Origin of the sequence: Longimicrobium sp. (genome assembly GCF_048594345.1) — a bacterium.
Lineage (GTDB): Bacteria > Gemmatimonadota > Gemmatimonadetes > Longimicrobiales > Longimicrobiaceae > Longimicrobium.
Map to the genome: position 1 here is coordinate 19,136 of NZ_JBMDXM010000011.1, position 14,000 is coordinate 33,135.

General features: G+C 70.8%; 7 protein-coding genes. 5 read left to right on the forward strand and 2 right to left on the reverse strand.

All coding sequences use genetic code 11. From position 1 onward, the window contains the following. Positions 1 to 197: 197 nt before the first annotated feature. Complete coding sequence (locus tag ACOJUJ_RS00890) at positions 198 to 3,947, forward strand: PAS domain S-box protein (protein WP_420124953.1); 3,750 nt, start codon at positions 198 to 200, stop codon at positions 3,945 to 3,947. A 343-nt stretch (positions 3,948 to 4,290) separates the two neighbouring features. Then, entirely contained in the window at positions 4,291 to 6,018 is a 1,728-nt protein-coding gene (locus tag ACOJUJ_RS00895) for an ATP-binding protein (RefSeq protein ID WP_420124954.1), read from the forward strand. Between the two features lie 128 nt (positions 6,019 to 6,146). Here ACOJUJ_RS00895 and ACOJUJ_RS00900 read toward each other — a convergent pair whose 3' ends face one another. After that, positions 6,147 to 6,767: a hypothetical protein gene (locus ACOJUJ_RS00900; protein ID WP_420124955.1), complete on the reverse strand. Its 621-nt coding sequence runs from the start codon at positions 6,765 to 6,767 to the stop codon at positions 6,147 to 6,149. A gap of 429 nt (positions 6,768 to 7,196) precedes the next feature. On the opposite strand from ACOJUJ_RS00900, the gene ACOJUJ_RS00905 reads away from it, so the two are divergent. Then, positions 7,197 to 7,934 carry a spermidine synthase gene (locus ACOJUJ_RS00905; RefSeq protein ID WP_420124956.1) on the forward strand — a complete coding sequence of 246 codons (738 nt, stop codon included), beginning with the start codon at positions 7,197 to 7,199 and terminating at the stop codon, positions 7,932 to 7,934. 382 nt (positions 7,935 to 8,316) lie between these two features. On the opposite strand, the gene ACOJUJ_RS00910 is transcribed toward ACOJUJ_RS00905, so the two are convergent. Next, a complete protein-coding gene (locus ACOJUJ_RS00910; protein ID WP_420124957.1) occupies positions 8,317 to 10,005 on the reverse strand; it encodes a vWA domain-containing protein in 1,689 nt (562 codons plus the stop codon). A 232-nt stretch (positions 10,006 to 10,237) separates the two neighbouring features. Between ACOJUJ_RS00910 and ACOJUJ_RS00915 the strand changes: the two genes are divergently transcribed. Then, positions 10,238 to 12,631: a ribonuclease H-like domain-containing protein gene (locus tag ACOJUJ_RS00915; protein WP_420124958.1), complete on the forward strand. Its 2,394-nt coding sequence runs from the start codon at positions 10,238 to 10,240 to the stop codon at positions 12,629 to 12,631. Positions 12,632 to 12,828: 197 nt separating this feature from the next. Further along, positions 12,829 to 13,962: a WD40/YVTN/BNR-like repeat-containing protein gene (locus ACOJUJ_RS00920; RefSeq protein WP_420124959.1), complete on the forward strand. Its 1,134-nt coding sequence runs from the start codon at positions 12,829 to 12,831 to the stop codon at positions 13,960 to 13,962. The last annotated feature ends 38 nt before the right edge of the window (positions 13,963 to 14,000 follow it).

Here is a 14,000-nt window from a genome sequence, read left to right on the forward strand (position 1 = left end):
ATGCGCGCGGCGATCTCAGAGGCATGCGCGGCATGGGTCATCTGCACCATGCCCGGTTCAGCGCGGCGCGGCATCTTGTAGCACGTCGAGCCGAGCACGGGCTTGCGGCAGAACCCCAACGGAGCCAACCGCCCATGCGCGGTACGCCTTCCACCCCATCTTCAGCCGACGCGGCGAACACGACCAGCGCCCCGGCTTTGGACATAGATCACGGCCGCGGGGCCGGCGGGCAGCGCTCGCCGGTCCCCGCGGACGTTTTTCAGCTTTCAGCCGGCGCGGCGAAGACGGAGCCCGCGCCGGTATCCGACATCGATCCAGGCCGCGAGGCCAGCGCCGCGCGCATCGCCGCGATCGCCGACGCCGCCGCCGGCGCCGCCGCGGCGCAGACCCCAGGGGAGCTAGCGGTGGTGCTGCGCCGCGCCTGCGCCGGCGCGCTGCTGTGCGAGGGGTTCCGCTTTGCCAGCTACGACGCCTCCGCCGACTCGCTGCGCTACCACGCCGCCTTTCCCGCGCTCGCCGCCGGGCACGACGAGATGGGCTGGCGCGCCGTGCGCGAACGCCGCCCGCAGGCCATTCCCTCGCGCCCCGGCACCCCCGCCGTCCTGAGCGCCCCCGCGCTCTCCGCGGGCGAGCCGCTGGGCGTGCTGGTGGTCACGGGCTCCGCGGCGTTCGGCGCGGAAGACGCGCGGGTGCTGGAGGCGCTGGCCGCCATCGCCGGCGGGGCGCTGGCCCGGCTGCGGATGGTGGACGAGCACACGGCCGCCATGATCGCGCTGCAGGCCACCGAGGACCTGGAAGAGCGGGTGGACGAGCGCACCCGCGAGCTTGCGCACGCCAACGACGCCCTGGCGGCGGAGGTGCAGCAGCACCGCGCCGCGCGGGAAGAATTGCTGCAGCGCACCCTGGAGCTGGAGGTCGTCTTTCGCGCGCTCCCCGACCTGTACTTTCGCCTCTCGCAGGAAGGCCACATCCTCTCCTACCGCGCCGGCGCCGAGAACGCGCTGTACGTGGGGCCCGAGGCGTTTCTGAACCGGCGCATGCAGGACGTGCTGCCGCCGGAGGTGGGCGCAAAATTCGATGAGGCGGCGGCGCGGGTGCGGGCCACGGGGCAGGTGGCGCAGATGGAGTACACGCTGGAGCTGCCCGGCGGCGGCCACGGCGCGTACGAGGCGCGGCTGGTGCCGCTGGTGCCGGGCGAGCTGGCCGCCGTGGTGCGCGACATCACCGCCGCCAAGCAGGCCGAGGCCGCCCTGCGCGCCAGCGAGGAAAGCTACCGCGGGCTGTTCGACCACCTTACGGAGCTGGTGTACATCCAGGATCTGGAAGGCCGCTTCCTCAACGTGAACGAGGCGGTGCTGCGCACGTACGGCTACACCCGCGAGGAACTGCTGGGCCGCACGCCCGAGATCCTGGCGGACGAGACGGTGGACCTCGACGACACCCGGGCGCGCTTTGGGCGCGCGGTGAACGGCGAGCCGCAGCGCTTCGAGTGGTGGGGGCGGCGCAAGGACGGCAGCGTCTTTCCCAAGGAATTGTCGCTGGCCCGGTCCACCTACTTTGGCCAGGACGCCGTGATCGCCGTGGCGCGCGACATCACCGAGCGGGTAGAGGCCGAGCAGGCCCTGCGCGCCCGCGAAGAGCACTTTCGCCGGCTGATCGAGCACGCCTCGGACCTGGTGTCCATCATCGGCCCCGACGGCACCATCCGCTACGAGAGCGAGGCGGTCGAGCGGATGTACGGCTACACGGTGGCGGAGGGGATGGGCACCTCCGCCTGGGTGCGCGTGCACCCCGACGACCACGCGTCCGTCGCGGCGGCGCTGGCGGCGGTGGCGGCCAACCCGGGGATGACCGGCTCGGCGGAGTTCCGCTACCGCGCCAAGTGCGGCGAGTGGCGGTTCGTGGAGGCGGTGGGCAAGACGCTGACGGACGATCCGGCCGACGGCATCGTCATCAACACCCGCGACGTGACGGCGCGCAAGAAGGCGGAAGAAGCGCTGCGCGAAAGCGAGGAGCGCTACCGGGCGCTCATCGAGAACGGGCACGACATCATCGTCATCCTGGACCCGGATACGGGGATCATCCGCTACCAGAGCCCGTCCATGGAGCGCATCCTGGGCTACAGCCCCGGCGACCTGGCGGACCGCAGCGTGTTCGACCTCGTCCATCCCGAGGACCTGCCGGCCGGGCTGGCCGCCATCGCGGAAACGGTGGCGCGGCCAGGGACCACGGCCAGCACGGAATACCGCTTTCTGCACAAGGACGGCGGCTGGCGCCGGCTTGAAACGTTCGGGCGCACGCTGATGCCGGACTCGGCGGAGGGCGGACTGGTGTTCAACACCCGCGACATCACCGAGCGCAAGGAGGCCGAAGACGCGCTGCGCCGCAGCGAGGCCCACTTTCGCCGGCTGATCGAGAACGGCAAGGACACCATCGCCATCGTCGACCCGACGGGGACGATGACGTTCATGAGTCCCTCGTCCCTGGGGATGCTGGGCTACCCGCCCGAGGCGCTGGTGGGGCGCAGCGCGTTCGAGTTCATCCACCCCGACGACCAGCCGTTGGTGGGAGCCGAGATCGAGCGGGTGTTCGCCACGCCCGGCCTGACCGGCCACGTGGAGTACCGCTTTCACCACGCGGACGGAAGCTGGCGCTACCTGGAGGCGTTCGGCCAGACGCTCTCGCCCACGTCGGCGGAAGAGGGATTGGTGGCCAACACCCGCGACGTGACGGAGCGGCGGCTGGCCGAGGAGGCGCTGCGCAAGGCCACGGCCGAGGCCGAGGCAGCCAACCGCGCCAAGAGCGAGTTCCTGTCGCGGATGAGCCACGAGCTGCGGACGCCTATGAACAGCATCCTGGGCTTTGCGCAGCTGCTGGAGCGGGCCGAGCTGCCCGCGCACCAGCAGCGCGGGGTGCAGCACATCCTTACCGCCGGCCGGCACCTGCTGCGGCTGATCAACGAGGTGCTGGACATCGCCCGCATCGAAAGCGGCCGCCAGCAGCTGTCGCTGGAGCCGGTGCGGCTGGACGCGGTGCTGCAGGAGGCGCTGGTGCTGGCGCGGCCGCTGGCGGCGCAGCGCGGGCTGGAGTTGGAGGGGATGGAGATGCCCGGCGACACGGTGTTCGTGCGCGCCGACCGGCAGCGGCTGGTGCAGGTGCTGCTGAACCTGCTGTCCAACGCGGTCAAGTACAACCGTCCCGGGGGCGAGGTGCGGCTGGGGTGGGAGATGATCTCCGCCGGGGAGGGCGGGGACCCCCGGGTGCGGTTGCGCGTGCAGGACACGGGCGTGGGGATCAGGCCCGAAAAGCTGGACGAGCTGTTTGTCCCCTTTGCCCGCCTGGGGGCGGAGTTCAGCGACGTGGAGGGGACGGGGCTGGGGCTGGCGCTCTCCCGGCGGCTGGTAGAGGCCATGGGCGGCGGCATGGTGCTGGAGCGCAGCGGCGAGGAGGGCAGCAGCTTCGCGGTGGAGCTGCGGCTGAGCCGCGACCCCATGGAGGGGCTGGCGCTGCGCGGCTCGTCCAGCGGCCCGCGCGAGCTTCCCGCGCCGCCGCGAACGCCGGTAACGCTGCTGTACGTGGAGGACAACCTGGCCAACCTGAGCCTGGTGGAAACCATCCTGGCGGCGAGGCCGGGGTGGAAGACGATCCCGGCGCTGCAGGGGCGGCTGGGGGCGGACCTGGCGTGCGAGCACCTGCCGGACCTGGTGCTGCTGGACCTGCACCTGCCCGACGTGCAGGGCGACGAGGTGCTGCGCCGCCTGCGCGCCGACAAGCGCACCGCGCGCATCCCGGTGGTGATGATCAGCGCCGACGCCACGCCGCGCACCATCGACCGGCTTCGTGCGCAGGGTGCGGACGCGTACCTCACCAAGCCGCTGGACGTGGACGAGTTCCTGTCCACCATCGACCGCCTGCTCCCCGATCCGGAGCCCGCGGCGGCGGCCTGAACGGCATCTCACGCGGAGACGCGGAGGGCGTGGAGGAGGAGAAGAAAGAAAAAGAGGGTGGGGTACAGAGGAACAGAGGGGAAAAGAGAGGTGCAGAGGACCCGATTTCCTCTGCATCTCTGGCTTTCTCCGTTCCTCTGGATCCCACCTTCTTTTTCTCCGCGCCTCCGCGCCCTCCGCGTCTCCGCGTGAACCCCGCGGTTTCCTGACGAGAGCGATTTGTCTAGGACAAAACGCGTGGATGGGTCATCTTTCCCATGCGGCGGACGCGCCCGGTGAGCATCATTCACCCGACCGAGCGGACAGCCTGCCATCGATCCTCCATCCGTGAAGTGCCCGAGCCATGAACACCGATACGCTCACCTCACGCACCATCCTGCTGGTGGACGACGAAGAGGCCAACCTGGACCTCCTCGAAGGCTTTCTGGGCTCCGAGGGATACGACCGCCTCGTGCGCACCACCGACTCGCGCAAGGTGCTGGCGCTGATGGATGAGCACCAGCCGGACCTGGTGCTGCTGGACCTGCACATGCCCTTCAAGGACGGCCACGCCATCCTTCGCGAGCTGCAGGACCACGTCCCCGAAGGCGACTACGTGCCGGTGCTGGTGCTTACCGCCGATGTCACCACCCAGGCGCGCGAGCGGGCGCTTTCCGGTGGCGCGCGCGACTTCCTCACCAAGCCGTTCGACGTGGTCGAGGTGCTGCTGCGCGTGCGCAACCTGCTGGAGACGCGCGTGCTGTACACCCGCCAGCGCCAGGCCCGCGAAGAGGCCGAGCGGGCGGAGCGGCGCGCGGCGTTCCTGGCCGAGGCCAGCCGCGTGCTGGCCACCTCGTTCGACACCTGCACCACGCTGGCGCAGCTGGCGCGCCTGGCGGTGCCCGAGGTGGCGGACTTGTGCGTGGTGGACGTGCTGGAGGAGGATGAGGCCTATCGCCAGGTGGGCGCGGCGCACGTGGACCCGGCCAAGGAGGGGATGATCCGCTCCCTGGCGCCCCGCGAGCGCACGCGGCACCACCCCTTTGCCGCGATGTTCGCCGCGGGCCAGCCGGTGCTGCTGTCCGAGGTGCCGGAGTCGTTCGTCGCCGAAGTGGCGGGGCGGGGGGAAGCCATGGAGGCGGTGGTGGGGGCGATCGCCGCACGCTCGGCGATGGTGGTGCCGCTGCGCGCGGGCGACCGGCCCATCGGCGGCATCACGCTGGTCTCGGCCGAGTCGGGGCGCCGCTTCGACGCCGAGGACTTGGCGCTGGCGCAGGAACTGGCCACGCGCGCGGCGCTGGCGGTGGAGAACGCCCGCCTGTTCGCGCAGGCGCAGGCCGCCACCCGCGCCCGCGACGAGATGCTGGCCGTGGTCGCGCACGACCTGCGCAACCCGCTGTCCACCATCTCCCTGGGCGCCGAGCTGCTGCTGGACACCACCGAGGACGACACGGCGCACGCCTTTCACCGCCGGCACCTGGGCACGGTCAAGCGCTCGGCGGAACGGATGAACCGGCTGATCCAGGACCTGCTGGACGTGTCGCGCATCACCGGCGGCAAGATGGCCCTTACGCCCAGGGTGGAGGACGCGTCGCTGCTGCTGGCCGAGGCCGCGGCCATGCTGCGGCCGCTGGCGGAGTCGGGGGGGATCACCTTCGGCACGCGGGGGATCGAGGGGCTGCCGCGGGTGCGGGTAGACGGCGCGCGCATCATGCAGGTGATCAGCAACCTGGTGGGGAACGCCATCAAGTTCACTCCCGAGGGCGGCTCCGTCACCCTGGCCGCGGTGTGCGAGGGCGACGACCTGCACATCTCCGTCATCGATACGGGAAGCGGCATCTCGCCCGAGGCGCTGCCGCACGTGTTCGGGCGCTTCTGGCAGGCGCACGAGGCCGACCGGCGCGGCCTGGGGCTGGGGCTGGCCATCGCCCGCGGCATCGTGGAGGCCCACGGCGGCCGCATCTGGGTAGAAAGCGAGCCGGGGCAGGGAAGCATCTTCCACTTCACCCTTCCCGCCAGCGAGGCGCCCGCCTCCCCGGCGGCGGTGGAGCCGGCCCATGCCACCCGGTCCGCCGCCTTCGCGGGGGTGTGATACCGGAGCGGCAAAAGAATTGGCACACGTAGAACCAGAGCAACAGAGAAAGCTTCATCTCTGTTGCTCTGTTTCTTTGTGTGAGATCCAGCTCGTTTGTGGATTCGGCCTGATCCGTCTTGCCGCGCTCAGGAGAATGCACCCACGCGCGTCTGCTCGGCGACGACCTGCCAGTCGCCGCCCGGGCGCGCTTCCAGGAACAGGTCCACGACTTCCCAGCCGTGGAGCAGCATGCGGATGGAGCGAATTCGCCAGCGCCCGGGGTGCTGCGGATCCGTCTCCGCCTGCGGCAGCCCGAATGCCACGCTGACGAACTCGCCGCGCGCAAGGCAGGCTTCCCGGCGTGCGCGAAGGCTGTCCGGTTCCTGTGCGCGGCGCGCGGCCCAGAGGCTGTCTTCGCGAGAACCCGTTCCCGCGGCGGGCCCGCGTAGACCCGCTGAGAAAACGCACTTCCAGTCTTCCGTGGCGTCGGACGTGCGAAGCCCGGCGGAGCTGGCCACCCGTGTACGCAGGCGCACGACGGCGTCGGCACCCGGCAACAGGGCGCTCTCGCGCACGGAATGCAGCATCGCTCCCGGCCGCAGCGGGCGTGGGTCCACCACCACCGGCGCCTGTGCCGTCGCCGTGAAGTGCGCCAGCGCGGCCGCGAAGAAGGCCGGAGATTCTGCCGGCGAAGACTGTCGGCGGGGAGCGGAAGGCACTCCCTCGGTGCATGACCCCAGCGCGAACAGGAACGCCGTCACGTTCAAGCGCCGGCTCCACGGCGTTGATGCGCATGCCAGGACCATTGTGGCTATCGTTTGCAACTGCAGAATGCCGGATGCGGCGTTTCCAGGTTCGCGGCATCGATGTGATTCAGCCGCATGACATGGTGGATCTCATGGACCAGGTGATGCTCGAGCAGTCCATGCCGTTTGGGCGTAAAGTGGGCGGAGTGCCCGCGCAACACAAGGCTTCAGACGATCGAGTGCTTCTTCGGTCGTTCTTGCACACCGCGAAGGCAGCCACCGTCGGGCGAGATCCCTTGGCCAGCGGGATTGAGCGGGAGCAGAGATCCGCGCTTCTTCCGTCGTCAGGCGGCCACCCTCGTTGCGCGAACGCGATCGCAGACCCTTTTTCGAAACTGTCCGACGTTCGTTATCTTCACGCCTTCCGTACCCCTGAAACAGGACAAACGCGTGAAACGAGTCGAACGCCTGGGCGAAGCCGTTGCGCCGGATGGAAGCGTGCTGACGCTCTACCGCCACGACGGCGCCTACTCCATCCGCGTAGGCGCCCATGAGCTGATGTCCACCCGCCGCCATCACTCCGAAGACGTGCTCGCGGAGCTGGTGTGCGCGCCGCTGGCGGAGCAGGAGGGCGCGCGGGTGCTGATCGGCGGGCTGGGGCTGGGGTTCACGCTGCGGACGGCGCTGGGCCTGCTGGCGGCGGACGCGCAGGTGGTGGTGGCGGAGATCGTGGACGAGGTGATCCGCTGGAACCGCAACCCCGACTACGCCCTTGCCGCCGACGCACTGGCGGACCCGCGCGTGGACCTGCGCCACGACGACGTCGCCAACGTGCTGCAGGCGAACCCCGGCGGCTTTGACGCCATCATGCTCGACGTGGACAACGGCGCGGCGCCGCTCACCACGCGCGGCAACGCCGGGCTGTACCGCGCGCAGGGCATCCGGCGCGCGGCGGCGGCGCTGCGTCCCGGCGGCCGGCTGGCGTACTGGTCGGCGGATCCGGACGCCGCGTTCGAAAAAGCGCTGCGCGGCGCGGGACTGACGGTGCAGGTGGAACGGGTGCGCGCCCATCCCACGCTCAAGAGCTGGCACACCATCTTCGTGGCCCGGCGCGCGCAGAAGCGCACCCGGCCGGCCGACGGCGACGCCGAACCTCTTCAGCCTCGAGCGCAAGACCAGGCATCCTGAGAGGGTGCTAACTCTCACCTGCTTCCACCGGCGCGCTGTCATCCTGAGGGAGCGCACGCTCGTAACTCTCATGACCATGGAAGCTTGCGCGCGACCGAAGGATCTTTGTCGGGTCGCGCAAGGTCCAGCCCCCGGGCGCCGCTCAAGCTCCTCAGCCAGGGCAGGCAGGGTCCTTCGGTCGGCGCCAAAGCTCTGCGTACCAGCAAGATACAGCGCGGCGCCTCCCTCAGGATGACTGATCGCGCTGAAGGTCGGGCAACACCCTCTCGGGATGGCTGAGCTCGCGGTCCAGATGGACGTCTACGGTGACAGCGTAAACACGGAGGAGGGGAGAGCGGCGGCCGCTCTCCCCTCCTCGTGTATGGTCCGGATTCCGGACCCGTCAGTTCTCTCCGCCGCCGCCGGTGGTGGTGCCGTCGGCGGGGCGCCGGTCCGCGGCGTTGGCCCGGCTGGCGTCCAGCAGCCGCACGAACTCGGCGCGGTAGCCGTGCTCGTCGTGGCCCAGCGCGCCGCCGGCCAGCTCGGCCGTGCTGACCCAGGTGGCGCTCCCCTTGAACTCCGAGTCGCGCAGCAGCATTCCCCACGCGGCGACCGCGGCGGCAAAGCGAAAGTCGTCGCTGGTGCGCGCCAATTCCAGCCCGCGGTCGCGCACCGGCTGCTCGATCAGCCAGCTGGACTCGCCTTCCGGAGCCTTGTAGCGCAACTTGACGGTCATCAGCTCGTCCGCCCCCGCGGCGCCGGGGCGCGGCGCAACCTGCTGGTAGCGCAGCGGATCCGTACCCGGCACCGGCATGTCCACGCCCACGGGGACAATCTCGTACAGCGCGGTGACGGAGTGGCCGGCGCCCAGCTCGCCGCCGTCCTTGCGGTCGTTGTTGAAGTCCTCGGCCGCCATCACCCGGTTCTCGTAGCCGATCAGCCGGTAGGCGCGCACCGCCGCCGGGTTGAACTCCACCTGCACCTTCACGTCCTTGGCGATGGTCACCAGGGTGCCGCCCATCTCCCGCACCAGCACCTTTCGCGCTTCGGCCTCGTCATCCACGTACGCGTAGTTGCCGTTGCCGTGGTCGGCCAGCTGCTCCATTCGCGCGTCGCTGTAGTTGCCCGTGCCAAAGCCCAGGACGGTGAGAAAGATCCCCGTCTCGCGCTTCTGCTCGATCAGCTGCACCAACCCCGACTCGCTGCTCACGCCTACGTTGAAGTCGCCGTCCGTCGCCAGGATCACCCGGTTGTTGCCGCCCTGGATGAACGACTGGCGCGCCGTCTCGTACGCCAGCACGATCCCCTGTCCGCCCGCCGTGCTGCCGCCGGCCGACAGGTTGTCGATCGCCTCCATGATGCGCCCGCGCTGGTTGCCCGGCGTGCTGGGCAGCACCAGCCCCGCCGCGCCGGCGTAGACCACGATGGCCACGCGGTCCTCGGGGCGCAGCTGGCTCACCAGCAGGCGCAGGCTTTCCTTGACCAGCGGCAGCTTGTTGGGCGCCTCCATCGACCCCGACACGTCGAGCAGGAACACCAGGTTCCCCGGCGGCAGCTCCCGCTGTTCCATCCGCCGTCCCTGCAGCCCCACGTGCACCAGCCGGTGCCGCGGGTTCCACGGCGTCGCCGACACCTCCGTGGCGATGGAGAACGGGTGCTCGCCGGTGGGATCGTCGTAATCGTAGTCGAAGTAGTTGATCAGCTCCTCGATGCGCACGGCGTCGCGCGGCGGCATGGTGCCCCCGCGCAGAAAGCGGCGCACGTTGCTGTACGAGGCCGCGTCGACGTCGATGGCGAAGGTGGAGAGCGGGTTGGCGGCCACGTCGCGGAACGGGTTCTCCTGGATCAGCCGGTACTCCTCGGTGTTGAACCCCGCCGTGTCGCCCCGGGTGACCCGCTCGGCCTCGGCCTCGGCCGCCGGCACGTTGTACCTCATTGCCGACGGCATCGGCGGGGGCGGGGGCGGCGCGGGCGGGGGAGGTGGCGGCGGGGGTGGTCCCGGCGGAGGCGCTGACAGATAGCTTCCACAGCCGGCCAGAACCGTCAGCGCGGCAAAGAGAAGGAGCGAGGAGATAGGGCGATGGCTTCGCATGCGATTCCCTGCTTTCGAAGGGGTGGATGCGGTGCGGTGTGCACGGCCCGGCGGGACAGCGGTAACCCCAGACGCCAGCGCGAAGTTCCTTCCGACGGCGGGGCGGATGAGCGTTTGACAGACGATTCCGGATGCCCGTCTGTCACACGGGAGCGTAGCACGCGCTGGGTTGAGGGTCAACATTCTCGATCCGCAGATTGCGTACGTTCCGTGCCGCGCAGAACTTGGGTGGATGACGACGATCCAGGAGGAGACCGGTGCGCGCGCTACGCGGGACGAGTGGCTGTGGGGATGGGATCCCACGCCCGGCATCGTCTCGGTGTGGGCGGAGCCGGACGGGCGCGCCATCGTCTGGCGGCGGATGGCGGAGACGGGCGAGCTGGTGCGCGAGGAGGAGCGGTTCCGGCCCTGGATTCTCCTGGACCGCCTGGACGACCTGCGGCCGCTGGGGGCGATGCTGGGGCCGGAGGGTGCGCCGGGCGCCCGCATCGGGTTCCGAGAGCTGGAAGGGCCCGGCGAGCTGCGCTTCCGGGTGTCCGCGGAGGATGGGCGGATGCTGTCCTCGGCCGTGCTGGATGGCGCCAGCGCCAGGCTGGGACGGCGGGTGAGCAGCCTGCGCGAACTGGGCGCCGGGTCCGTACTGGCCCTGCAGCCGGACGAGCAGTACCTGGTGGCGACCGGGCGTACGTATTTTCGCGGCCTGGCCTTCGACGACCTGCGGCGCCTGCAGTTCGACCTGGAGACGCACGGGCTGGATGCCACGCGCGACCGCATCTTCATGATCGCGGTCCGCCACCCGGACGGCCGCGTGGAGGTGCTTGAGGCGCACGGCCGCGACGACGCCGCGGAGGCGGACCTGCTCCGCGCCCTGATGCAGACGATCCGCGCGGCCGATCCCGACGTCATCGAGAACCACAACCTGCACGGCTTTGACCTCCCCTTTGTGCGCCAGCGCGCGCGGCGGCTGGGGGTGCCGCTCATCCTGGGGCGCGTGGAGTGGGCGGGGCTGCGCGAGCGGTCCGCCATGCGCGGCACGGCGGTGGACGACAGCGGGCGCCGCGTGCGCTTCGTGGCGCCGGGGCGCGAGCTGATCGACACCATGGACGCCGTGCAGCGCTACGACTTTGCCACGCGCGAGCTGCCGGGGCACGGGCTCAAGGCCGTGGCGCGGCACCTGGGGGTGGCGGCGCCGGACCGCGAGTACGTGCCCGGCGCGCAGATCTTTACCATCTACCGCACCGACCCCGAGCGCATCCGCCGCTACGCCGAAGACGACGTGGAGGAGGTGGCCGCCATCTCCCGCCTGCTCGGCGGCGCCGCGTTCGCCCTGGCGCGGATGGCGCCGCGGCGGTACGAGCGGCTGGCGGATGCCGGGCCCGCCACGGGCGTCATCGACCCGCTCCTCGTCCGCGCCTACCTGCGCGCCGGCGCCGCGCTCCCCGCGCACCGGCGGGGCGACGGCACCCCGCACAGCGGCGCGGCGCTGCACCTGTTCGCCACCGGTGTCGCCAAGCGGGTGGTAAAGGCGGACGTGGCCAGCCTGTACCCCTCCCTGATGCGCGCCTGGCGCATTGGCCCGGTGCAGGACCACCTGGGCGCGCTGGTCGCCCTGGTGGACCGGCTGGTGGAGCAGCGGCTGGCGGCAAAGGCCAACGGCCGCGCGGCGCCCCCCGGTTACCCCGAGCGCCACACGCACGAGGCCACCTCTGCCGCCATGAAGCTGCTGGTCAACTCCGCGTACGGCTATCTGGCTGCGGGAGGCGGGCTTACCCGCTTCGCGGACGTGCACGCCGCCAACCAGGTAACGCGCCGCGGCCGCGAAACGCTCCACTTCATGTGCCGCGAACTGGCCGCGCGCGGTGTCACCCTGCTGGAAGCCGACACGGACGGGGTGTACTTCGCCGTGCCGGAGGAATGGACGGAGGCGGACGAGCGGCGCGTGGTGGCCGAGGTGGATGCCCTTCTTCCGCCACTGGTGCAACTGGAATTCGAGGGTCGGTACGCGGCCATGCTTTCGCACGAGCCCAAGAACTACGCGCTGCTGGGGTACGATGGCACGCTGGTGCTGCGCGGGGTCGCCTTCCGTTCCAGCCGCTCGGAGCCGTACGGAGAAGCGTTTCTGCGGCGCGCGCTCCCCCTGCTGTTCGCCGGCGACATTACCGGGCTGCGCGACGAGTACCTGGCCACGCTGGGCGCGCTGCGGCGCCGCGAACTCCCCACCTACGACGTGTCGTCGCGCGTGCGGCTGACCAAGGCGCCCGCGCGGTACGCGGAAACGCGAGACACGCGGCGGGAGCTTGCCTACGAGGCGCTGCTGGCCAGCGGCCGCACGCACTGGCGCGTGGGCGAGCGGGTGCGCGTATACCGCACGCAGGGTGGCGGCGCGGGCGTGGTGCCCGCCGCGGAAGACGCCACCATCGGCGCGGCGGACGCGCGCGACTACGATGTGGACCACTATTCCAGGCTGCTGCGCGACACTTTTGCCACCCGCCTGGCCCGCGCGCTTGCCCCGGACGACTTCGCCGAGGTGTTTGCCGCCGCGGACCAGCTTTCCCTCTGTGCGCCATCCACCGCGCGCATGCAGCCGGTGCTGGACACCCGCCCGGGTCCCGGCGGCGCGCCCTGATCCACGCCCGCCGCACCGCCGGCCTTCGCGGGGTCGATCGTCCGGCACTTGGCGGCAAGGGGATGATCGCGGTGCTTCGCCCTTCCGCACGTCCGTGGCGGAAGACGAATCGCCAGCAACAAACTGCTTGGACGGTGCGGCCCGCGTGATTACACTGCGGCCTCCACGCGGCCGGAGCCCCCAACCCGGAGACCCTGATGACCACGCTGAATGCAGCCCCCGCCGTGAGCAATGGCGACGTCGTCGTGCTCGCGGGGACAATGAAGGGTGCGTTCGTCCTCACCTCAAGCGGCGAGCGCCGCGAGTGGAAGACGCACGGGCCGTTCTTTCGCGGTGAAACCGTGTACTCGCTCGCGTTTGACCAGCGCGGCGGCCGGCGGCGCATTCTGGCGGGCACGCAGAGCTTTCACTGGGGAAGCGTGGTGCGGGCCAGCGACGACTTCGGCGCCACGTGGACGGCGCCGGACCGCAAGAACGTCCGGTTTCCGGAGGATTGCGGGCTGGCGCTGAACAACATCTGGCAGCTTCACCCCGGCCCCGCGGACGATCCGGACCTCGTGTACGCCGGCGTGGAGCCCGCGGCGCTGTTCGCGTCCCGCGACGCGGGAGAAACATGGGCCCCCGTGGAGGGGATGCTGAATCACCCGCACCGCCCGCGCTGGGAGCCCGGGGCCGGCGGGCTGTGCCTGCATACGGTCATCACGGACCCGGGGAACGCGCGGCGCATGGGCGTGGCCATTTCCGCCGCCGGCTTCTACCGCACGGATGACGGCGGGGCCACCTGGGCGCCCCGCAACTCCGGGGTGCGCTGCGCGTTTCTGCCGGATCCGTATCCCGAGTTCGGCCAGTGCGTGCACAAGGTGGTAAACCATCCCGCCCGCCCGGAGCGGCTGTTTCTGCAGAACCACTGGGGGCTGTACCGCAGCGACGACTGGGGCGACAGCTGGACGGACATTGCCAACGGCGTTCCGTCGGATGTCGGTTTCGCCATGCAGAGGCACCCGGCGGCTCCGGATACCGTCTACATCATTCCCCTGGAATCTGACGAGTTCCGCTGCGTACCCCAGGCGCGCATGCGCGTGTACCGCACGCGCGACGCGGGGCAGTCGTGGCAGCCGCTGACGGAGGGGCTGCCGCAGGAGAACGCGTATGAAACGGTGCTGCGGGACGGCATGGCGTCAGATGGAGGTTCGCCGGCGGGCATCTACTTCGGCACGCGCAGCGGCCGGCTGTTCGGCTCGGCGGACGACGGCGACTCGTGGCGGGAACTCAGCGGCGTGCTGCCGCCCATCGTCTGCGTGCGCGCGGCCGTGGTGGGGCGCGGCGCGTGAGCGGCATCGCCACGGAGGCCGGCACCCTCACTATCGAA